The sequence below is a fragment of the Streptomyces sp. NPDC055099 genome (genome assembly GCF_053607685.1).
Genome location: NZ_JBSGUA010000009.1, coordinates 1 through 22,029, shown reverse-complemented (window position 1 = coordinate 22,029; position 22,029 = coordinate 1). Strand labels below are relative to the sequence as shown.

The 22,029-nt window shown below is 70.6% G+C and carries 19 protein-coding genes; 10 read left to right on the top strand and 9 right to left on the bottom strand.

The window, feature by feature from the left end:
* Positions 1–31: 31 nt before the first annotated feature.
* From ACWFRU_RS22270 to ACWFRU_RS22250, 5 genes are all read right to left on the bottom strand, one after another.
* Positions 32–859: a carbohydrate ABC transporter permease gene (locus tag ACWFRU_RS22270; RefSeq protein WP_453689525.1), complete on the bottom strand. Its 828-nt coding sequence runs from the start codon at positions 857–859 to the stop codon at positions 32–34.
* A gap of 27 nt (positions 860–886) precedes the next feature.
* Entirely contained in the window at positions 887–1,831 is a 945-nt protein-coding gene (locus tag ACWFRU_RS22265; protein WP_453689523.1) for a carbohydrate ABC transporter permease, read from the bottom strand.
* Between the two features lie 72 nt (positions 1,832–1,903).
* Positions 1,904–3,259: an extracellular solute-binding protein gene (locus ACWFRU_RS22260; RefSeq protein WP_453689521.1), complete on the bottom strand. Its 1,356-nt coding sequence runs from the start codon at positions 3,257–3,259 to the stop codon at positions 1,904–1,906.
* Between the two features lie 216 nt (positions 3,260–3,475).
* A complete protein-coding gene (locus tag ACWFRU_RS22255) occupies positions 3,476–4,162 on the bottom strand; it encodes a response regulator (RefSeq protein WP_453689519.1) in 687 nt (228 codons plus the stop codon).
* Positions 4,159–5,853, bottom strand: a complete 1,695-nt coding sequence (locus ACWFRU_RS22250; RefSeq protein WP_453689517.1) for a sensor histidine kinase — start codon at positions 5,851–5,853, stop codon at positions 4,159–4,161. The genes ACWFRU_RS22255 and ACWFRU_RS22250 overlap by 4 nt, the downstream gene beginning before the upstream one ends.
* Before the next feature lie 220 nt (positions 5,854–6,073).
* Between ACWFRU_RS22250 and ACWFRU_RS22245 the strand changes: the two genes are divergently transcribed.
* Complete coding sequence (locus tag ACWFRU_RS22245; RefSeq protein ID WP_453689978.1) at positions 6,074–7,462, top strand: cation:dicarboxylate symporter family transporter; 1,389 nt, start codon at positions 6,074–6,076, stop codon at positions 7,460–7,462.
* On the opposite strand, the gene ACWFRU_RS22240 is transcribed toward ACWFRU_RS22245, so the two are convergent.
* Positions 7,459–8,097, bottom strand: coding sequence for a TetR/AcrR family transcriptional regulator (locus ACWFRU_RS22240; RefSeq protein WP_453689515.1), 639 nt, complete (start codon positions 8,095–8,097; stop codon positions 7,459–7,461). The genes ACWFRU_RS22245 and ACWFRU_RS22240 overlap by 4 nt on opposite strands.
* A 173-nt stretch (positions 8,098–8,270) precedes the next feature.
* Here ACWFRU_RS22240 and ACWFRU_RS22235 point away from each other — a divergent pair, with 173 nt between their 5' ends.
* The 9 genes from ACWFRU_RS22235 (at position 8,271) to ACWFRU_RS22195 (ending at position 17,595) form a co-directional block, all read left to right on the top strand.
* Complete coding sequence (locus ACWFRU_RS22235; RefSeq protein WP_453689513.1) at positions 8,271–9,980, top strand: MFS transporter; 1,710 nt, start codon at positions 8,271–8,273, stop codon at positions 9,978–9,980.
* 638 nt (positions 9,981–10,618) lie between these two features.
* Complete coding sequence (locus ACWFRU_RS22230; RefSeq protein WP_453689511.1) at positions 10,619–11,149, top strand: HIT family protein; 531 nt, start codon at positions 10,619–10,621, stop codon at positions 11,147–11,149.
* 186 nt (positions 11,150–11,335) lie between these two features.
* The gene (locus ACWFRU_RS22225; protein ID WP_453689509.1) at positions 11,336–12,220 is read left to right on the top strand and encodes an SGNH/GDSL hydrolase family protein; all 885 of its coding nucleotides are present in this window, start codon (positions 11,336–11,338) and stop codon (positions 12,218–12,220) included.
* 46 nt (positions 12,221–12,266) lie between these two features.
* On the top strand, positions 12,267–12,872 hold the full coding sequence (locus tag ACWFRU_RS22220; RefSeq protein ID WP_453689507.1) for a mycothiol-dependent nitroreductase Rv2466c family protein: 606 nt from the start codon (positions 12,267–12,269) through the stop codon (positions 12,870–12,872).
* Between the two features lie 199 nt (positions 12,873–13,071).
* Entirely contained in the window at positions 13,072–13,956 is an 885-nt protein-coding gene (locus ACWFRU_RS22215) for an NAD(P)-dependent oxidoreductase (protein ID WP_453689505.1), read from the top strand.
* 33 nt (positions 13,957–13,989) lie between these two features.
* Positions 13,990–14,352, top strand: a complete 363-nt coding sequence (locus tag ACWFRU_RS22210; protein WP_453689503.1) for a VOC family protein — start codon at positions 13,990–13,992, stop codon at positions 14,350–14,352.
* 45 nt (positions 14,353–14,397) lie between these two features.
* Positions 14,398–14,790, top strand: coding sequence for a MerR family transcriptional regulator (locus ACWFRU_RS22205; RefSeq protein WP_453689501.1), 393 nt, complete (start codon positions 14,398–14,400; stop codon positions 14,788–14,790).
* A gap of 26 nt (positions 14,791–14,816) precedes the next feature.
* Positions 14,817–15,155 carry a thioredoxin gene (gene trxA / locus ACWFRU_RS22200; protein ID WP_453689976.1) on the top strand — a complete coding sequence of 113 codons (339 nt, stop codon included), beginning with the start codon at positions 14,817–14,819 and terminating at the stop codon, positions 15,153–15,155.
* A 175-nt stretch (positions 15,156–15,330) separates the two neighbouring features.
* Entirely contained in the window at positions 15,331–17,595 is a 2,265-nt protein-coding gene (locus tag ACWFRU_RS22195; protein ID WP_453689499.1) for a HelD family protein, read from the top strand.
* Here ACWFRU_RS22195 and glgB read toward each other — a convergent pair.
* The 3 genes from glgB to ACWFRU_RS22180 all read right to left on the bottom strand — a co-directional run.
* Entirely contained in the window at positions 17,552–19,909 is a 2,358-nt protein-coding gene (glgB, locus tag ACWFRU_RS22190; RefSeq protein WP_453689497.1) for a 1,4-alpha-glucan branching enzyme, read from the bottom strand. The two genes, ACWFRU_RS22195 and glgB, sit on opposite strands and share 44 nt — an antisense overlap.
* A gap of 26 nt (positions 19,910–19,935) precedes the next feature.
* Positions 19,936–21,348, bottom strand: coding sequence for a maltokinase N-terminal cap-like domain-containing protein (locus ACWFRU_RS22185; protein WP_453689495.1), 1,413 nt, complete (start codon positions 21,346–21,348; stop codon positions 19,936–19,938).
* A gap of 120 nt (positions 21,349–21,468) precedes the next feature.
* Positions 21,469–22,029, bottom strand: a 561-nt coding sequence (locus ACWFRU_RS22180) for an alpha-glucosidase C-terminal domain-containing protein (RefSeq protein ID WP_453689494.1), incomplete at its 5' end; no start/stop codon positions are given.

The following is a 22,029-nucleotide window of genomic DNA, read 5'->3' as shown; positions in this document are numbered from 1 at the left end:
CAGCGGGGTGGGCAGCGGAGGAGGGCCGGGGTCACCCCTTCACCGCACCCCCCAATGCGAAGCCGCCGCCAAGACGCCGTGAGATCAGTACGTAAAGGAGGATCACCGGCGTCGAGTAGATGATCGAGAAGGCCGCCAACTGGCCGTAGATCACTGTCCCCTTGTTGCCGAAGAAGTCGTTGATGCTGACCGACGCCGGCATCTGCTCCGGGGTGAGCAGCAGCATGAACGGGACGAAGAAGTTGCCCCACATCATGACGAAGGAGAACACCGTCACCACCGCCACCCCCGGGCCCATCAGGGGGAGCACGATGCGCAGCAGGGACTGGAACGACGACGCGCCGTCCGTCCACGCCGCCTCCTCCAGCTCCTTCGGTACTCCGTCCATGAAGTTCTTCATCAGCCAGATGGCGAAGGGGAGTTGGGACGCGGCGAAGAAGAAGATCGTGCCCTGCATCGTGTCGATCAGGTCGACCTGCACGAACAGCGCGTACACCGGGACCATGATCGCCGTGATCGGCAGGCTGGTCGCGAAGAGGATCGTCAGCATGAAGGGGCGGTTCAGGCGGGACCTGAAGCGGGAGAGCGGGTAGGCGGCGAGCGCCGCGCACGCCACCGTCAGGAGTGTGCCGCCGCCGCACAGCAGCAGGCTGTTGAGGAGGGGCGTGAAGGTGATCTCGGGGGTCAGGACCGCGTCGTAGTTGTCCAGGGTGATGCCGTCGGGGACCTTCACCCTGAGGTCGGCCCTGGCGTCGAGCGAGGACAGGACGACCCAGATCAGCGGCAGGACGAACGCCACCGCGACGACGAGCAGGCCGGCGTCCGCCGCGAGGCGTCGGCCCGCCCTGCGCGAACCCATGCTCCGTACAGATGTGTTGGCGGACACTCAGACCTCCGTGCGGAGCAGGCGCATGTAGACGAGGGAGAAGAGTGAGCCGACGACCAGGAGCAGAAGCGCCACCGCCGTGCCGTAACCGATCATGCTCTTCTGGAAGGCCTGTTCGTACATGAACAGGGGGAGGGTCTGGCTGCGGTTTCCCGGGCCGCCGCGCGTCATCACCCAGATCAGACCGAAGACGGAGAGGGTCTGGAGGGTGTTGAGCATCAGGTTCGTGCCGATGGAGCGGCGGATCATCGGGAGCGTGATGTGCCACATGCGGCGCCAGCCGCCCGCGCCGTCCACCTGGGCCGCCTCGGTGATCTCCTTGGGGATCTCGTTCAGGGCCGCCGAGTAGACGAGCATCGAGAAGGCCGTCCCGCGCCACACGTTGGCGAACGACACCGCCAGGATCGGCAGCGTGTACATCCAGTTCTGGGACGGCAGATGGAGGAAGTCGAGGACCGCGTTGAGGGTGCCCTCGCGGCGGAAGAAGGCGTACAGGAGGAAGGCCGCCACCACCTCGGGCAGCACCCACGCCGTGATCACGATGGCGCCGGTGACCGTGCGGGCCGGCCTGGACGCCCGCTGCATCAGGGACGCGAGCGCGAGGCCGATGGTGTTCTGCCCCAGGATCGACGACACCAGCGTGAAGACCAGGGTCAGCCAGACCGCGTTGAGGAACGCCTCGTCCCCGAAGGCCTTACGGAAGTTGTCGAACCCGACGAAGCTCGACTCCGCCTGGCCGGTGAGCTGGAGGTCGGTGAACGCGATGTAGGCGCAGTAGCCGATCGGTCCCGCGAGGAACAGCAGCAGGAGGATCACGGCGGGGGAGACGGGCAGCGCGCGGGACAGGGCCCGGCCCGTCAGCTTGGAGCGGGACGGGGGCCGCGCGGCCCCCGTCCCCGGAGTCTTGACGACGCCGCCGGGTCCGGCGGTGGGTGCGGTGGTCACCTCGGGGATCTCACTTCCCTTGCTTGCCTGCCGGATCTCGGACTCCCTTGCCTGCCGGATCGCGGGCCCGGCCTACTTCTCGATGACCTCGCCGTCGGTCGCCGCCTTGACCTCGTCGTCGTAGCCGCTCGCCGCGTCGGCCACGGACGCGTCGCCCGTGGTGACCTTCTCCATGGCCTCCTGCACCGCGGTGGAGACCTTCGGGTACGCCGGGTACGCGGGCCGGTAGTGCGTCGATGCCACCAGGTCGGTGAAGAACTTCAGGCCGGGCTGCGCCTTGAGGTAGGCGGGGTCGGCGGCGACGTCCTTGCGGACCGCGATGCCCGAGTTCGCCACGTACCACTTCTGGGCGTTGGCCTTGGTCTGCATCTGCTCGATGAACTTGAAGGCCAGGTCGGGGTTGCCCGCCTTGGAGGGGATCGCCCAGGTCCAGCCGCCGGACATGCTCACCTTGCCGGGAGCCTCGCCGTTCTGCGTCGGCATATGGGCCAGGCCCAGCTTCTGGGACCACTCCGGCCACTCGTGGCCCGCGCCCTTGCCCCAGTCCTGCGGCAGCCAGGAGCCGTCGAGGTTGATGCCGAGCTTGTCCTCGGGGAGGAGTTCGCCGCGCACCCGGGTGGCGAAGTTCGGGTCGAGGGCGTCGGAGACGTCAGGGCCGAGCTTCTCCTTGTAGACCGTCTCGACGAACTCCAGGGAGTCCTTGAAACCCTGGCTGCCGGTGACCCACTTCTTCGACTTCGGGTCGTACATGGGGTCCTCGCCCGTGCCGTACAGGAGCATCTCCATGCCCTGCATGGTGGCCGCCTCGCCCGCGGGCTTGCCCGTGTAGACGTTCATGGGCGTGACGCCGGGGACCTTCTTCTTGATGGTGCGCGCGGCCTGGAGGATCTCGTCCCACGACTTGGGCTGCCAGTCGGCCGGCAGCCCGGCCTTCTTGAAGATGCTCTTGCTGAACCAGAGGCCGCGGGTGTCGGTGCCGTCCGGTACGCCGTACGTCTTGCCGTCCGCCGCCTTCGCCGCCGACTTGGCCGTGCCGATGAACTGGTCCCAGTCCTTCCACTTGTTCAGGTACGGGTCGAGCGGCTTCAAGTACCCGCTGGTGATGTCCGAGTTGATGAGGAAGGTGTCCTCGTAGACCAGGTCGGGCGCGGTCTTCGGGGAGCGCATCATCTGCTGGAGCTTGGTGTAGTACTCGGAGTCCGGCGCCTTGATCGGCACCAGCTTCACCTTCTTGCCGGGGTTCTCCTTCTCGAACTGCTTCTTGATGTCCGCCAGGAAGGTGTCCATGACCTTGACCTGGTTGTCCGTGGACTGCTTGAAGGAGACCTTCACGGTGTCCGGATCGTCGCCGGAGTCCCCGCCGCACGCGGTGAGGGTGGCGGCGGCGACCAGGGCGGTGGCGAGGAGCAGAGGGGTGGTGGGACGCACGGGCACGACCTCCTACTGGCCGATACGGCCGGGTTACCACGCGGGGCGCAACGCGGGGCTGCCCGGTGAACGTAAGGGCGGGTTCGGAGCAAGGTCAATGCCCGTGCGTCGCCCCTTGTCATCAACGTGACAACGTTGTTATTGGAGGCGGCGCGCGGACGCTTCCGGGGTTTCGGAGGGGCGGCAACCGGCGTACACGCGCGGGGATTTGATGCGTCAGGTGTTCGACGTGAGCCAGCGGTAGGCGTACTCGGGGCGGCCGACGTGGCCGTACTGCGGGGTGCGGGCGGCGCGGCCCGTGGCGACCAGGTGCTCCAGGTAGCGGCGCGCGGTGATGCGGGAGATTCCCACAATCTCGGCGGCGGCCGCGGCGGTGACGCCCTCGGGGGGCGCGTCGCGCAGTGTGCGCGTCACTCTTTCGAGGGTGGGTCCACTGAGCCCTTTGGGCAGGGCGGCCGGTCCTGGCGCGCGCAGGGTGGCCAGCGCGCGGTCCACCTCGTCCTGTCCGGTGGCCTCGCCCGCGGCCGTGCGGAACTCGGCGTAACGGGCGAGGCGGTCGCGGAGGGTCGCGAAGGTGAAGGGCTTGAGCACGTACTGGATCACGCCGAGGGAGACGCCCTCGCGTACGACCGCGAGATCGCGGGCCGAGGTGACCGCGATGACGTCGGTGCGGTGGCCCGCGGCGCGCAGGGTGCGGGCCAGTTGGAGGCCGTGGCCGTCGGGGAGGTGCAGGTCGAGGAGGAGGAGATCGACCTCCGTACGGTCCAGGGCGCGTTTCGCCTCGGCCGCGCTGTGCGCCTTGCCGACGGCGTGGAAGCCGGGGACGCGGTTCACGTAGAGGACGTGGGCGTCAGCGGCCACGGGATCGTCCTCCACGACCAGGACGCGGATGGGCTCGGTCACGTGGTGCCTCCGTCTGCTGCGCCCGGCGGAACGGACGCCTCTTCATCGGCACCCGGCTCTTCATCGGCACCCGGCGTCGTGGGCACGAGGGCGGTGGCCGCCGTCCGCAGGCGCACCTCGAACTCCGCGCCGCCCCCGGGCGCCTCCCGCACCTTAAGCGTCCCCTCGTGCTTCGTCACCGTCTGGTGGACCAGGGCGAGGCCGAGGCCCCGGCCCGCCGTGGCCTTCGTGGACCAGCCGCGCCGGAAGACCGCCTCCGTGTGGGCCGGGTCGACGCCGGGCCCCGTGTCGGACACCCGCAGCGTGAGCCCCGCCTCGTCCGCGCGTGCCGTCACCGTGACACGGGCCGCGGGCGAGCCCTGGGCCGCGTCCACCGCGTTGTCGATCAGGTTGCCGAGGACCGTCACCAGATCACGCGCGGGCAGATTCGCGGGCAGCATCCCGTCGTCGATGCTGCTGTCGGGCGACACGACGAGTTCCACGCCGTGTTCGTTCGCCTGAGCCGCCTTGCCCAGGAGCAGCGCCGCGAGCACCGGCTCGCTCACGGCCGCGACCACCTGGTCCGTCAGCGTCTGCGCCAGCTCCAGCTCGGCCGTGGCGAAGTCGACGGCCTCGTCCGCGCGGCCCAGCTCGATGAGCGAGACCACCGTGTGGAGGCGGTTGGCGGCCTCGTGGGCCTGCGAGCGCAGCGCCCGCGTGAAGCCGCGTTCCGAGTCGAGCTCGCCGGTCAGCGCCTGCAGCTCGGTGTGGTCGCGCAACGTCACGACCGTGCCCCGGCGCTCGCCGCTCGACACGGGCGAGGTGTTCACCACGACCACCCGGTCCGCCGTCAGGTGCAGCTCGTCGACCCGCGGCTCGGCGGCGAGCAGCGCGCCCGTCAGCGGAGCGGGCAGGCCGAGCTCGGCGACGTTCCGGCCGATCAGGTCGCCCGACACGCCGAGCAGCTCGCGCCCCCCGTCGTTGATCAGGGCGATGCGCCGCTGTCCGTCCAGCATCAGGAGGCCCTCGCGCACGGCGTGCAGGGCGGCCTCGTGGTAGTCGTGCATGCGGCTCAGCTCGGTGGCGTTCATGCCGTGGGTGTGGCGGCGCAGGCGGGCGTTGATGACGTACGTGCCGAGTCCGCCGAGCACGAGCGCGCCGGCCGCGACGCCGAGCAGGGCGAGGAGCTGGCCGCGCGCCTTCTGGCTGATCTCCTCGATGGTGATGCCCGCGCTGACCAGGCCGGTGATCCGGCCGCTGCCGTCGTCGGCCAGGATCGGGGTGACCACGCGCACCGAGGGGCCGAGCGTCCCCGTGTACGTCTCGGTGAAGGTCCTGCCCTTGAGCGCGTCCGCCCGGTGGCCGAGGAAGCGCGCGCCGATCTGGTCCTCGTCGGGGTGCGTCCAGCGGGTGCCGTCCGGGTCCATGATCGTGACGAAGTCGACGCCGGTGTGCAGGCGCACGGCGGTGGCGTACGGCTGGAGGGTCCTCGTCGGGTCCTCGCTGAGCGCCGCCTCACGCACCGAGGGGGAGTCCGCGACCGCGCGTGCAGCGGCCGTGGCCTGGCGGCGCGCGCCCTCCTCGGCCTGCTGCCGGTCGCTCAGGAACGTGAAGAGCGCACATCCGGCCACCACGACGGTGACGAGCACGATCTGCATCGCGAAGAGCTGTCCGGCGAGGCTGCGCGGCCGGGGCGGACGGGCGAGGGACATGGTGCCAGTCTGCCTCGCCGTATAAGTGCGAACTAAATGAACGTAAGGGTGACCGCCCTCACAGGGCGAGAGATAGTCACCCGAGATTCGCCTGCCCAGGACGTGCGCCGCACCAGCCGCACGTACGGGCCGATCCAGGACGTGAGCCGCACGCACTGGCCGAAAACGCCGACGTAGTCGTTCAAGGAGGGCCCTCGTGGCCGACACCACCGACAGCCAGGTGGCCAAGGCTCCCGCTGCCAAGCGGGACCGCACCCACTATCTGTACATAGCCGTCATCATCGCCGTGGTCCTCGGTATCGGTGTCGGCCTGCTCTTCCCCGACTTCGCCACGGAGCTCAAGCCGCTCGGCACCGGCTTCGTGAACCTGATCAAGATGATGATCTCGCCGATCATCTTCTGCACGATCGTCCTGGGCGTCGGCTCGGTCCGCAAGGCCGCCAAGGTCGGCAAGGTGGGCGGCCTGGCCCTCGCCTACTTCGTCGCGATGTCCGTCGTCGCGCTCGCCATCGGTCTGATCGTCGGCAACATCCTGCACCCGGGCTCGGGCATGGACATCTCCGACTCCGAGAAGGGCGCGGGCCACGACGCCGCCGACGAGGCGAACAAGGGACTCGTCGACTTCGCGCTCGGCATCATCCCCAAGACGCTCGTCTCCGCCTTCACCCAGGGCGAGGTGCTGCAGACGCTGCTCGTCGCGCTGCTCGTGGGCTTCGCGCTGCAGGCCATGGGCCGCTCCGGGGAGCCGATCCTGCGCGGCATCGGGCACATCCAGAAGCTGGTCTTCCGGGTCCTCGGCATGATCATGTGGGCCGCTCCGATCGGCGCGTTCGGCGCGATGGCGGCGGTGGTCGGCGAGACCGGCACGGACGCCCTGAAGGCGCTCGCCACGATCATGATCGGGTTCTACGTCACCTGCGCGCTGTTCATCCTGATCGTGCTCGGCGCGCTGCTGCGCCTGGTGACCGGGGTCAACCTCTTCAAGCTCCTGAAGTACCTGGGCCGCGAGTTCCTGCTGATCCTCTCCACCTCCTCCTCCGAGTCCGCCCTCCCGCGGCTCATCGCGAAGATGGAGCACCTGGGCGTCAGCCGCCCGGTCGTCGGCATCACGGTCCCGACGGGCTACTCGTTCAACCTCGACGGCACCATGATCTACCTGACCATGTCGTCGCTCTTCATCGCCGAGGCGATGGACCAGCCGCTCGGCATCGGCGAGCAGATCTCGCTGCTCCTGTTCATGATGATCGCGTCGAAGGGCGCGGCGGGCGTCTCCGGTTCCGGCATCGCGGTCCTGGCCAGTGGCCTGCAGTCGCACAAGCCGGCCCTGGTGGACGGCGTCGGCCTGATCATCGGCGTCGACCGCTTCATGAGCGAGGCCCGCGCCCTGACCAACTTCGCGGGCAACGCGGTGGCCACGCTCCTGATCGGCACATGGACCAAGGAGGTCGACCGGCAGCGGGTGGACGACGTGCTCGCCGGACGGCTGCCGTTCGACGAGAAGACGCTGCTCGACGACGGCGCTCCCGAGCCGGAGGACGTGGACCCGGACGCGGTGGACGCCGTTCCCTCGCAGCCGGCCGGCGTCGAGAAGAAGTCCCTGACGGCCTAGCCGTCGACGGTCGCCGCTCTCCGGTCGGCGACCCGTGTCACCAGCTCGGTGGCTTGTGAGGCGGGCAGGCCCGCCGCGGTCAGAAACGTGATCGCGGTGGACCTGCCCGCCTTTTCCGCTGGTACGACACCGTCGTTGACGGCCTCCATCACGGCGAACAGGATGCCTTCGAGCACGTAGCCGAGCGCCCGCGTCGGCAGCGGCGACACGAACGTGCCGTCGTCCAGGCCGCGCTGGAACGTCTCCAGACCCTCCTCGTGTACGCGGCCGAGCCGTTCGCGGATGCCGCCCATCGTCACGCTCCGCTCGCCGAGGGAGAGCAGCAGGCGGTAGCGGTCGGCGACCTCCCACACGGCGAGCAGCGAGCTGGCCACCGCCTCCGCGGGGTCCTCGACGCCCGCGCGGCCCGCGGCGTGCGCGGTCTCCACCGCCGCGATGGCCCGCTCCACGATCGCCTCGATCAGCGCGTCACGGCTGGGGAAGTGCCCGTAGACCGTCCGCCGCACGACGCCCGCGGCGCGCGCGATCTGGTCCATGGAGGCGTCGGGGTCGCGCAGCAGCTCGGCGACGGCGACGTCGAGGATGCGGCGGCGGTTGGCGTCGGCTCTGACGCTGCTCGCGGGGCGGGGATTCATGGCCCCATTCTGCCCACTCGCCCGCGCCCCCGTTCCCCCCGCTTGCACACTGCTGTGCAACATGGAGTATCTTGCACAGCAGTGTGTAGTTGCACAGGGTTGTGCAATATCTGTGCGATGCCTGCGCAATGCGTATGCAATGCGTGTGCGAGAAACGGGATGGGTGAGATCCGATGCCTCTGCTGATCAAGGAACCGGTCGAACGGATGGACCGTCCGTACGCCCGCCGCTGGTGGGCCCTCGGAGTCCTCTGTCTGAGCCTGCTGATCGCGGTGATGGCCAACACCGCGCTGACGGTGGCCGCGCCCGACATGACCATGGACCTCGGCCTGTCCAGCTCCGACCTGCAATGGGTCATCGACGCCTACACCGTCCCCTACGCCGCGCTGATGCTGCTGCTCGGCGCGATCGGCGACAAGTACAGCCGCCGTGGCGCGCTGGTGCTCGGCCTGCTGATCATGTCCGTCGGCGCTGCCGCGGGCTCCGTGGTCGACAGCTCGACGGCCGTCATCGTGGTCCGCGCGGTGATGGGCGTGGGCGCGGCGCTGATCATGCCGGCCACGCTCTCACTGCTCGCGGCGACCTTCCCGCGCGCGGAACGGGCCAAGGCGATCACCATCTGGGCGGCCACGTCCGGCATCGCCATCGCCGCGGGGCCGCTGATCGCGGGGGCGCTGCTCCGTGACAACGGCTGGCACTCGACGTTCCTGATCAACATCCCGGTGGCGGTGCTCGCGATCGTCGGCGCGTTCGTCCTCGTACCGCCGTCGAAGGCCGCCCAGCACGGCCGGATCGACTACGTGGGCGGCCTGCTCTCGGTCGTCTGGGTGGGCTCCCTGATCTTCATGATCATCGACGGTCCGCACTTCGGGTGGGGCGTACGCGCGATCTCCGCCGCGGTGGTGGCGGGCCTCGGCCTGATCGCCTTCGTCGTCTGGGAGCTGAAGCACCCGCGCCCCGTCCTGGACGTACGCAGGTTCACGCAGCGCGGCTTCGCGGGCTCGAACCTCGCCGTGGCGCTCTTCTTCCTCGCGGTGTTCGGCGCCTTCTACTACCTGACCCAGCACCTCCAGTTCGTCCTCGCCTACGACCCGTTGGAGACCGGCGTACGCATGCTGCCGCTGGCCGGCGCGGTCTTCGTGGGCTCGGCGGTCACCGGAATCCTCGCGCCGCGCATCGGCGGCAAGATCATGGTGGTCGCGGGGATGGTCGGCGGCACGGTCGCGCTGGCGCTCCTCACACAGATCGAGGCGGGCTCCACGTACGGGGACTTCGTGGCGCCGCTGGTCATCCTCGGCCTGTCGCTCGGCTTCGCGGTCTCGCCGTGCACGGACGTCATCATGGGCGCGTTCCCCGAGTCGGAGCTCGGCGTGGGCGGCGCGGTCAACGACACCTCGCTGGAACTCGGCGGCTCGCTCGGAATCGCGGTCCTCGGCTCGGTCCTCGCGAACGCCTACTCCTCGAAGCTGGCCGACGAGACCGCGGGCAGCAAGCTTCCCGCCTCCGCGCTCTCCACGGCCCAGGACTCCGTGGGCGCGGGCAACGGCGTGGCCCAGGGCATCGCCGAGCAGGCGCGCGAGCTCTCGGCGAAGGCGGCGCAGGCGTCCTCGCCCCAGGAGGCGTCGCAGCTGAAGTCGCAGGCGCAGGAACTCGCCGGGGGCGCGCACCAGATGGCGGACGCGGTGGGCTCCGCGTTCTCTGGCGCGGTGGCCCACACCAGTCTGATCGGCGCGGTGATTCTGGGAGTGGGGACCGTGGTGGTGGCGGTGCTGTTGCCGGGGCGGCGGAAGGGGGCGACGGGGGTGCCCGGGGCCTCGGAGGCCGAGGAGACCGCAGGGGCCCCGGAGCCTGCGGAGATCCCCGAGGCCGCGGGGCGGCGGTAGGCGTGGGGCGGCGCCGCGGGTCCGGGGGCCGGCGGGTGCGGCGCCGCTCTGACCTGAGCCGCCGCTGCGCAGGCGGCGCCGCTCTGGCCTGAGCCGCCGCTGCGCGGTGGATGTGTCTCGGGTGCGGCGCCGCACTTGCCTGTGCCGCCGCTGCGCGGTGGATGTGTCTCGGGTGCGGCGCCGCACTTGCTCTGTGCCGCCGCTGCGCGGCGGAAGCTTTTCGGGTGCGGCGCCGTTCCGGCCTGAGCCGCCGCTGCGCGGCGGAAGCTTCCCGCCCGCCCACCCGTTTCCCCGCAGCTCGCAGCAGACGTAGGGCAACGATGCCCCCACGGGGCAATCGGGTGGGTGGGCGGGATAAATCCGCCGCGAAGCGGCGAGACGGTGGTGGTGGGGTGCCACCTGGTGCGAGCTGTGGGGTAAACGGCGGGACCGACTGCCCCGGGGAGTGCGAGCGCGCGGGGTAAACGGGCGGGGCCGATCAACCCCGGGGAGACGTTGTGGTCCTACGTCCGGTGGGAGCTGCGGGGTAAACGGGTGGGTGGGTGGGGAGAATCCGCCGCGGAGCGGCGGGACCGTGGTGGCGGCCTGCCACCCGCCGCGAGCCGCGAGGGAAACGGGTAGCCACGGGGAGGCCCAACTTGCCGGAGAGCAAGCGTGACTGCCTGGCCTGCGACCTCGCCGAAGGCACAGCCCCGCCCCCCGGCGGCACCCTGCTCCGCACCGCGCACTGGACAGTCGAGCACTGCACAGGCCCCCTCGGCATCGGCACCCTCATCGTCAAACCGCTGCGGCACATCACGGGAATACACGAGCTCGGCGCCGAGGAAGGCGCCGAGCTCGGCCCGTTGCTCACCCGGGTAACCACCGCCGTGCGCAGGGAAGTTGGCGACGAGTGCGAGCAGGTGTACGTCTGCCTCTGGTCCCACGCCGGGCGCGTCCCCGGCCACGTGCACTTCGTCGTGCAGCCCGCCCGTACGCGCGACATCGAACGCCACGGCCGCGTGTACGGCCCCACCCTCCAGGCGGCGATGTTCGCCGAGGCCGCCGAGCCGGACCCGGCGGCGGTGGAGGAATTCTGCGGGCGGGTGCGTCGCGCGCTGGGCGAGGGTGAGGGCGAGGGCGAGGGCGAGGGTGAGGGTGAGGGTGAGGGTGAGAGCTCCGCCATCTAGGTGGCCGCGTGCGCAAACTGTTGACTCTTGTTCAAACCTGCCAGTAACTTCAGCGTTGCACCACTGAGAACCGCCGAAAGCCGCTGAAGCCTGCTCAAATCACCCCCACCGTACGGCTGTTGGCGCCCGCGGCTTGCTCGCTCCTCTCCGGGAATGACCCCCCATCGGATTCAAAGGAGATTCCAGATGGTGATCCGCGCACGCGCCCTGCGCCTGGCAGCCGCCACTCTCGCCGCCGCAGGTACCGCCACCCTCGGCCTGGCCGCCGCACCCGCCCACGCGACCGGCGCCGACCCGCTCGACTACGTCGCCCTCGGCGACAGCTTCAGCGCCGGTTCCGGCGTCCTGCCCCTCGACGTGACCGCGCCCCTCCTCTGCGCCCGCTCGACCGCCAACTACCCGCACGTCGTGGCCAAGCGGACCGGCGCCAGACTCACCGACGTGACCTGCGGCGGAGCCCAGACCAAGGACTTCGCCGGATCGCAGTACCCCGGCGTCGCACCGCAGCTCGACGCCGTCAAGGCCGACACCGACGTCGTGACGCTGACGATCGGCGGCAACGACAACAACACCTTCATCAGCGCGATCCTCGCCTGCGGCTCCGCGGGAGTGCTCTCCGGCGGGAAGGGCAGCCCCTGCAAGGACGCCAACGGCGACAAGTTCACCAAGCAGATCGACGCGAGCACGTACCCGGCGCTGAAGACCGCCCTCCAAGCGGTAAAGGCAAAGGCGCCGAACGCGCGCGTCGGCGTACTCGGCTACCCGTGGATCGTGCCGGAGAAGTCCGACCCCAGCTGCTTCGCCAAGATGCCGATCGCCACCGGGGACGTCCCCTACCTGCGCGATCTCCAGGCCCACCTGAACAAGGCCGTGCAGCGCGCCGCAACCGAGACGGGGGCCACGTTCGTCGACATGGCCGCCGCGTCGGACGGGCACGACGCCTGCAAGCCGGTCGGCACGCGCTGGATCGAGCCGGTGCTGTTCGGCACCAACTTCGTGCCGGTGCACCCGAACGCCCTCGGCGAGTCCAGGATGGCCGACCAGGCCATCGGCGTACTGAAGCTGGGTTGACCCGCGGGTCAAGCGCAACAACTCCCTTCACCCATAACGTAGTTGCATGAGCGCACCCCAAGACGTCGACTTCTGGTTCGACCCCGTCTGCCCCTACACCTGGCTGACCTCCCGGTGGATCCGGGAGGTCGGGCGGGTGCGGGACGTCCACGTGCGGTGGCGGGTGATGAGCCTCTCGGTGCTGAACGAGCACCTCGACGTCGACCCCGAGGATCCCGACGGGCAGTGGGGCGACTACATGCGGGGTCCGGGCCGGGTCTGCGCGGCGGTGGCCGCGCGGCACGGGAGCGACGCGCTCGGCAGGTATCTCGACGCGCTCGGGGTGCGGTTGCACGAACGGGGCGAGTGGGACGGAGCCGAGCGCGCCCTCGCCGACGCCGGACTGCCCACGGAACTCGCGGCGGTGGCCTGGACGGAGGAGTACGACGACGCGGTGCGGGCCTCGCACGAGCGGGGCATCGCGCTGGCCGGCCCCGATGTCGGGACACCGATCCTGTCCGTCCACGGCGTGGGCGCCGTCTTCGGCCCGGTCGTCTCGCCCGCGCCGAGGGGTGAGGCGGCGGGGCGGCTGTGGGACGGGGTGCTGCTGATGGCCGGCGTCCCGAGTTTCTACGAGCTGAAGCGGGCGTACGGCGCACTCGACTTCGGCTGATTCCCGTGCACTCGATACCTCGGCTGGTTCCCGGACACCCGACACCTCGGCTGATTCGCGGACACCCGACACCTCGGCTGGTACCCGGACCGACCGCCCGGCCGCGCCCCAACTCCCGCCCCACGCTTACCTTTTCGTAAGTACCTGACTATTTAGTCCGTACTTGTGTGGAGGTGGGCGCTCGCCAAGCATGGTCGGTATGACGAACCAGCAGCGCAAGACCTCAGTTACCGTTCTCGGCCTCGGTGCCATGGGCCGGGCCCTCGCCGGCGCCTTCCTTCAGGCCGGGCACCCCACCACCGTCTGGAACCGCACGCCCGGCAAGGGCGACGACCTGGTGGCCAGGGGAGCCACGCGCACCACCACCGCGGCCGAGGCCGTCCGTGCCTCGGACGTGGTGGTCGTCTGCCTCTACGACTACGCCGTCTCGCAGGCCGTGCTCGACCCGCTCGCCGCCGACCTCTCGGGGCGCGCCCTGGTCAACCTCACCTCGGACACCCCGGAGCGCTCGCGCGAGGCGGCGGCCTGGGCCGCCGGGCACGGCATCGACTACCTGGACGGCGCCATCCTCGTGCCGGTGACCGTGATCGGCACCGCCGACGCGCTGCTCTTCCACAGCGGCCCGCGGCCGGTGTTCGAGCGGCACGAGAGCACGCTCAGGGTGCTCGGCGGCAACACCGTGTACCTCGGCGAGGACCACGGACTCGCCGCCGTCTACGACAACGCCCTGCTCGACTTCTTCTGGACCAGTATGTCCGGCCTCGTGCACGCCTTCGCGCTGGCCGGGGCGGACGGCGTGAAGGGCGCGGAGCTGGCCCCGTACATGAGCGCCCTGCTCTCCATCTTCCCGGAGGCCGTCGCGTCGACGGCGGTCGAGGTCGACTCCGGGGAGTACCCGGGCGAGCAGGCCCCGCTGGTCACGGAGGCCGCCAATGTCGACCACGTCATCCACGCCTCCGAGCACCGGGGCCTGGACGTCGGCGCCCTGAGGGGCGTCAAGGCCGTCCTTGACCGGGCCATCGCCAAGGGGCACGGCGCCGACGGCTGGACGGCCACCATCGAGGCGGTACGCGGCGTACGGTGAAAGTGACCGCCGTCACAGAGTGGGAGCCGTGCGATGACCGGTGAACCGAGTTTCTTCGAGATCGGTGTCCAGGACCCGGAGCGTGGGCGGGCCTTCTACGGTGAGTTGCTCGGCTGGACCTTCGAGCCGGGGCCCTCGGGGCAGGGGTACGTGATCGGGACCCCGGGCGTGCCCGGCGGCATGCACGGCGGTGACGCCGGAGCCGCGCCCTACCTGTTCTTCCGGGTCGACGACCTGGAGACGGCCCTGGCCGCGGTCATCAAGCTGGGCGGCACCGTCGAGGCGCCCCTCGGCGGCGAGAGCGAGGAGTCGGACGCCGCCTTCGGCCGCTTCCGGCTGTGCAAGGACGACCAGGGTTCTCCCTTCGGCCTGCACCAGCCGCCAAAGAGTCCCTGAATCACGCTGGCCTTGACGCCTGCGTCAAGGATTACCGTCGTACGCATGCGCATCGGCGAACTTGCGGAGCGGGCGGGCACCACCACGCGGACGCTTCGGTACTACGAGTCACGGGGGCTGCTGCCCGCTCGTCGCAGCGGCAACGGATACCGCACCTACGACGAGGACGACGTGCGTCTCCTCGAGCAGATCAGGACCCTTCAGGACTTCGGGTTCGATCTGGAGGAGACGCGCCCGTTCGTGGAGTGTCTGCGCTCGGGGCATCCGGCGGGCGACTCCTGCCCCGCGTCACTGGACGTCTACCGCCGCAAGCTCGGTGAACTCGACGCTCTGATCGGCGAGTTGACGGCGGTGCGCGAACAGGTCGGGGCGCAGTTGGTGCGTGCCGAGGCGGCGATCCCGGGTGGCCCGGAGCCCCGGTGCGGGCTGACGGACTGAGGGAGAGGGAGGAGCACGGCATGGCGATGGTCAAGGCGGACGGCGTGGCCGAGGTGACGGACGCGGACTTCGAGGGGGAGGTGCTCAGGGCGGAACTGCCGGTGCTCGTGGAGTTCGGGGCCCAGTGGTGCGGTCCGTGCCGGCAGCTCGCGCCGGTGCTGAGCGAGATCTCGCGCGAGGAGGCGGACCGGCTGAAGATCGTGCAGCTCGACGTGGACCACAACCCGGAGACGGCGATGGCGTACGGGGTTCTCTCGGTGCCGTCCCTCCTGGTCTTCCGGGGCGGTGAGCCGGTGAAGTCCATGGTGGGCGCGCGCCCCAAGCGCAAGCTCCTCGCCGAGCTCGCGGAGGCCGAGGTGCTCTGAGTGCACCCGGCTCCACCCCGCGGGGAACACACGCGGAAAGAGAAATACCCCGGACGAATTGACGTCCGGGGTATTTCTTGGCGTATATTAGATCCTTTCGCGACCTCATACCCATCTGGGCATACCGGTATCGCGAGAATCTGTATAAGAGCACTGTAACTGGCGAGGGGCTGAATTGTCAACCGAGGAATTGCGGGAAGAGCAGCAATTCGTCTCCGGGCTGTACGCGCGCCTCGACGCGCTGCGCGAGGAGGCACAAGCCGCCGTGCAGGCGTCGTTGACGCAGGTCGGCAACGGTCTGCAGGCCAGGCTTGAGCGTGACGTCCTGGTGGCCGAGCGGTCCGGACTGCTGGCCGCCTTCGACGCGGGGGAGAACGGCCTCTGCTTCGGCAGGCTCGAATTCCGCGACGGCCGTGATCACCACATCGGACGCATCGGAATCCGCGCGTCCGACACCGAACGCACCCCATTGGTGATCGATTGGCGCGCGGAAGTCGCGCGTCCCTTCTATCTCGCCACCGGGCATACGCCGATGGGACTGCGCAGGCGCAGGCACATCACCACCGAGGGCCGCGACGTCACGGCCCTGCACGACGAGATCCTCGACCTCGGCGACACCACCCGCACCGGGCACGAGGGCGCGGACGCCGACGAGGTGCTGCTCGCCGCGCTGGACTCGGCACGCACCGGACGCATGCACGACATCGTGCAGACCATCCAGGCCGAGCAGGACCGCATCATCCGGGCCCCGCACCACGGCGTACTCGTCGTCGAGGGCGGCCCCGGCACCGGCAAGACGGTCGTGGCGCTGCACCGTGCCGCGTTTCTCCTCTACGCCCACCGCCAGCTGCTCGCCAAGCGCGCGGTCCTGATCGTCGGCCCCAACCCCGCCTTCCTCGGCTACATCAGCGAGGTCCTGCCCGCGCTCGGCGAGACGGGCGTCCTCCTCTCGACGGTCGGCGAGCTGTTCCCCGGCGTGAGCGCCACCGGCACCGACACCCCCGAGGCGGCCGAGGTCAAGGGCCGCGCGGAGATGGCGGACGTGCTCGCCGCCGCCGTGCGCGACCGGCAGCAGACCCCGGAGCCCGGCGCCCCGGTGATCATCGAGCACGACGACGGCGACCTCGTCCTGGACTGGACGATCGCGCACGAGGCCCGGGAGGCAGCCCGCGAGGCGGACGTCCCGCACAACCTCGGCCGGCCGCACTTCGCCTTCCGCGTCATCGACATGCTCACCGAGCAGCTCGCCGAGCGGCTCGGCGCCGACCCGTACGGTGGCCCGAACTTCCTCGGCCCCGACGACATCGCCCAGCTCGGCAAGGCCATCGCCGCGAGCCCCGAAGTACACGCCGCCATCGACGAGTTGTGGCCCCAGCTCACCCCGGAGGGCTTCCTCGCGGACTTCCTGGAGGAGCCGACGCACCTGTCGGACGAGGACGCCCGGCTGGTCCGGCGTCCGCGCGGTGCCGACTGGACCGCCGCCGACGTCCCGCTGCTCGACGAGGCGGCCGAGCTGCTCGGCAACGACGACAGCGCGGCCAAGGCGATGGCGGAGGCCGAGCGCGCCAAGCAGATCGCCTACGCGCAGGGTGTGCTCGACGTGTCGTACGCGTCCCGTACCTACGAGTTCGAGGACAAGGAAGACGACGAGTCCGAGGTCCTGCTCGCGCACGACATCATCGACGCCGAGCGGATGGCCGAGCGCCAGGAGGAGGCCGACCACCGCAGCGCCGCCGAGCGCGCGGCAGCTGACCGGACCTGGGCCTTCGGGCACATCATCGTCGACGAGGCGCAGGAACTCTCCGCGATGGCCTGGCGGTTGCTGATGCGGCGCTGCCCGACCCGCTCGATGACACTGGTCGGCGACCCGGCGCAGACGGCGGAGGCCGGTGGCTGCGGCTCCTGGGAGGCGATCCTCTCGCCGTACGTCGACGACCGCTGGGAGTACACACGGCTCGGCGTCAACTACCGCACCCCCGTGGAGATCATGGACGTGGCCGCCGAGGTGCCCCGCGTCGAGTACCCCGACTTCGCGCCGCCGAGTTCTGTGCGGTCCACCGGGGTGCTCCCGTGGGCGCACCGCACGGACGACCTGCCCGCGGCCGTGGCAGGCGCGGTGGCGGCCGAGGCGCGGGACGAGGGCCGCCTCGCGGTGATCGCCCCGCGCGAGCTGCACGCTCGGCTCGCCGAAAAGCTCCCCGGTGTGACGGCCGGGGAGGCCCCGGACCTGACGCGGCCGGTCGTGTTGATCGACCCGCGTCAGGCGAAGGGCCTGGAGTTCGACACGGTCCTGGTCGTGGAGCCGGGCCGCTACGGCACGAGCGACCTGTACGTGGCCCTGACCCGGGCCACGCAGCGCCTCGGCATCCTGCACGCCGAGGAGCTGCCGGTGGCGCTCAAGCAGGTCGCAGCCACACCGTGGCCAGCGGCGGCAGGGTGAGGCGCAGGGACGCCGGGCGGCCGTGCGACGCCACCGGCTCGGTCTTGACCGGGTCCGGGTTGGTGACGTCGCCGCCGCCGTAGCGCCCCGCGTCCGTGTTCAGGACCTCGTGCCAGGCGGTGTACTCGCCGGGGACGCCCAGGCGGTACTCGTGCCGCACGACCGGCGAGAAGTTGGAGACGGCCAGCAGAGGTGCCTCGTCCGTCTCCTCCTCGGCGTACCGCAGGAACGCGAAGACGTTGTCCTCGGCCGCGTCGCCCTCGACCCAGGCGAAGCCGCCCGGGTCCGTGTCGCGCTGCCAGAGCGACGGCTGGCCGCGGTAGACGGTGTTGAGGTCGCGCACGAGATCGCGTACGCCCCGGTGGTCGGCCTCCGCCCCGTACGCCGGATCGAGCAGCCACCAGTCGGGACCGTGGCCCTCCGCCCACTCGGCGCCCTGCGCGAACTCCTGTCCCATGAAGAGGAGTTGCTTGCCGGGGTGGGCCCACATGAAGCCGAGGTAGGCCCGGTGGTTGGCGCGCTGCTGCCACCAGTCGCCGGGCATCTTCGACACCAGGGACCGCTTGCCGTGCACGACCTCGTCGTGCGAGATCGGCAGGACGTAGTTCTCGCTGTAGGCGTACACCATCGAGAACGTCATCTCGTTGTGGTGGAACTTGCGGTGCACGGGCTCCTTCGACACGTAGTCGAGGGAGTCGTGCATCCATCCCATGTTCCACTTCAGGCCGAAGCCGAGCCCGCCGAAGCCGCCGGGGCCCTGGTGGTGCGTCGAGCGAGTCACGCCGTCCCAGGCCGTGGACTCCTCGGCGATGGTGACGACGCCGGGCGCGCGGCGGTAGACGGTGGCGTTCATCTCCTGGAGGAAGGCGACGGCGTCCAGGTTCTCGCGTCCGCCGTGCGCGTTCGGTGTCCACTCGCCGTCCTCGCGCGAGTAGTCCAGGTACAGCATCGAGGCGACGGCATCGACGCGCAGACCGTCGATGTGGAACTCCTCGCACCAGTAAGAGGCGTTCGCGACAAGGAAGTTGCGGACCTCCTTGCGCCCGTAGTCGAACTCCAGGGTGCCCCAGTCGGGGTGCGCGGCCCGCCCCGGGTCCTCGTGCTCGTACAGCGTCCGGCCGTCGAACTCGGCGAGCGCCCAGTCGTCGCGCGGGAAGTGCGCGGGCACCCAGTCCATCAGGACACCGATGCCCGCCCTGTGCAGCGCGTCGACGAGGAACTTGAAGTCGTCGGGCGTGCCGAGGCGGGCCGTGGGCGCGTAGAAGCCGGTGACCTGATAGCCCCACGAGCCGCCGAAGGGATGCTCGGCGACCGGCATCAGCTCGACGTGCGTGAACCCCAGGTCGGCGACGTACGCGGGCAGCTGCTCGGCGAGCTGTCGGTACGTCAGGCCTGGTCGCCAGGACGCCAGATGCACCTCGTACACGGAGAAGGGCGCCTGGTGGACCGGCACCTCCGCCCGCCGCACCAGCCACTCCGTGTCACGCCACTCGTGGTGCGACTCGTGCACGACCGAGGAGTTCGCGGGCGGTGCCTCCGTGCGGCGCGCGAGCGGGTCGGCGCGGTGCGTCTTCGTCCCGTCGGGCCGGGTGATCTCGTACTTGTAGAGCTCGCCCTCGCCCACCGACGGCACGAAGAGCTCCCACACGCCGCTGCCGCCGAGCGAGCGCATCGGGAAGCCGGTCCCGTCCCAGAAGTTGAAGCTCCCCACCACGCGCACGCCCAGGGCGTTGGGCGCCCACACCGTGAAGCGGGTCCCGGTCGCCCCCTCGTGCACCATCGGGCGTGACCCGAGCGCGTGCCACAGCTGCTCGTGCCGGCCCTCGCCGATCAGATGCAGGTCGAACTCGCCGAGCGCGGGCAGGAAGCGGTACGCGTCGTGGATCTCCAGCTCGGCGTCCTCGTACGTGATGTGGAGCCGGTAGTCGTCGGGGACCTCACGCAGCGGGAGCACCCCGGAGAAGAACCCCTCGCCGTCGTCCCGCAGCTCCGCCCGCAGATCCTTGGCGACGACGGCGACGGAACGGGCGTACGGCCGCAGCGCGCGGAAGGCGATGCCCTCGCGCACGACGTGGGCGCCGAGCACCCCGTGCGGGTCGTGGTGGGTGCCGCCCAGGAGGCGGGCACGGTCGTCCTGGGGGACGGGAGACTCGGGGCGGGCGGCCCGCGGCTCCGCCGCCTGCGGGGGTTGCTTCGCCTGCTTCGGCTGCTTCTGCCGGGGCGGCTCGGGTTTCCTGCCGGTGGCCTCCGGCTTCCGCTTGCCCTTCTTGCTGGCCTCGTCGGACGGTTTGCGCGGCTGCGGGCGGGGGGTCACGGGGGAGCCTCCTCGGCGATGGCAGGTCAGTGGGGTTCGGTGGCGGGGCCGTTCGTGGCGAGGCGTTTGATCGCGGCAAGGGGGACGGGAAGCCAGTCAGGGCGGTGACGGGCCTCGTAGAGCACCTCGTAGACCGCCTTGTCCGTTTCATAGGCGCGCAGCAGGACCGGGTCCATGCGCGGATCGCGGCCGGAGACCTCCGCGTACCCCGCGCAGTACGCCGCCCGGCAGTCGCCCGCCCACTCGGGGGCCCACGGCTCGTGCGAGCGCGCCGCGTAGTCGAAGGACCGCAGCATGCCCGCCACGTCGCGCACCGCCGGCTGCGGCATCCTGCGTTCGGCGAGCGGGCGCGACGGCTCACCCTCGAAGTCGATCAGGGACCACTCCCCGGCGGGCGAGCGCAGACACTGCCCCAGATGCAGGTCGCCGTGGACGCGCTGGGCCGTCCAGGTCTCCTCGCCACGGCCCAGGTCGGCGAGCGCCTCGTAGGTGGTGTGCAGCGCGGGGGCGTACGGCCGCAGGGCGGGCACCGCCCCGGCGGCCGTGGCCAGGCGGTCGGCCATGCCCTCGGCGATCAGCTCGACCTGGGCGCGGCCCAGCGTGACGGTGGGCAGTGCGCGGGCCAGCGCCCCGTGCACCTCGGCGGTCGCCCGGCCGAGCTGCCGCGCCTCGCCGCTGAAGTCGCGCCCCGCGGCGAGCTCTTCGAGGGCCAGCTCCCAGCCGTCCACCGTGCCCTTCAGGTAGGGCTGGAGCACGCCGAGGACGCTCACGTCGTCCCCCGTGTCCGCGAGGAACCAGGCGGCGGGAGGGGGGACCTGCGCACAGCCGTAGCGGGACAGCACCAGGGGCAGCTCCAGGTCGGGATGGGACCCGGGCACGATGCGGCGGAACAGCTTCAGGATGTACGTGTCGCCGTACACCAGCGAGGAGTTGGACTGCTCGGCGGCGAGCACGCGCGGTGTGAGATCCGCGTCTATGTCCTTGCGGCGGTCGCGCTCGAAACGCAGCTTGCCGACGCGCGCCTGCACGCGCAGCGCCTCAAGGAGAAAACCGGACATCCGGGAGTCGTGCAGCGCCTCGTAGACCGTGTACCCGTTGAGCGGGCCGCGCGTCACGTGGCCGATCAGGGCGGGGGCGAGCCGTGGCGGCAGCTCGCGCCGCACACCGAGCAGGAGTTGGTAGCAGTCGGCGGGCGGCGGGGGCGCGCCGCCCGCCTGCCCCGGCACCTGTGGCTGCCGGACCCGCACGATCAGGTGGAGGAGCCCCGACTCGGAGGTCGGCGGCAGCAGTTCGGTCGCCGTGACGACGGTGAACTCGGTGATGGGGCGGCCTTTGCCCGCGAACCAGCGCTGTCGTGGCAGCCACGCGCGCAACAGCGGATCGAGCGAGGCGAGCAGCGCGTCCGCGGTGATGCCCGGGCGGGTGACGGCTTCCGACATGGCGTCGCGTCCTTTCCGCGGTGCGGACAAGGGAGAAGTGCGGGAGTGCCGGTTGTGCGGGGAGAGTTCCCAGGGCGGGGCGGTGGAAACCGCCCCGCCCGGGAGTAACAGGGGTGGAGCCTACGCCTGGTCCCTGCGCAGCCGGAACCAGTAGAAGCCATGTCCGGCCAGAGTCAGCAGATAGGGCAGTTCACCGATGGCCGGGAATCGCACCCCGCCGATCAGTTCCACCGGATGCCGGCCGTTGAAGGTCTGCAGATCCAGTTCCGTGGGCTGGGCGAACCGCGAGAAATTGTGCACGCACAGCACCAGATCGTCTTTGTACTCGCGCAGGAAAGCGATCACCGCGGGATTCGACGACGGGAGTTCCGTGTAGGAGCCGAGTCCGAAGGCGGGGTTCTGTTTGCGGATCTCGATCATCCTGCGGGTCCAGTGCAGGAGTGAGGAGGGCGAGGACATGGAGGCCTCGACGTTGGTGACCTGGTAGCCGTAGACGGGGTCCATGATCGTGGGGAGGTAGAGGCGCCCCGGATCACACGACGAGAAGCCCGCGTTGCGGTCGGGCGTCCACTGCATCGGTGTACGCACGGCGTCGCGGTCGCCGAGCCAGATGTTGTCGCCCATGCCGATCTCGTCGCCGTAGTAGAGGATCGGGGAGCCGGGCAGGGAGAGCAGGAGTGC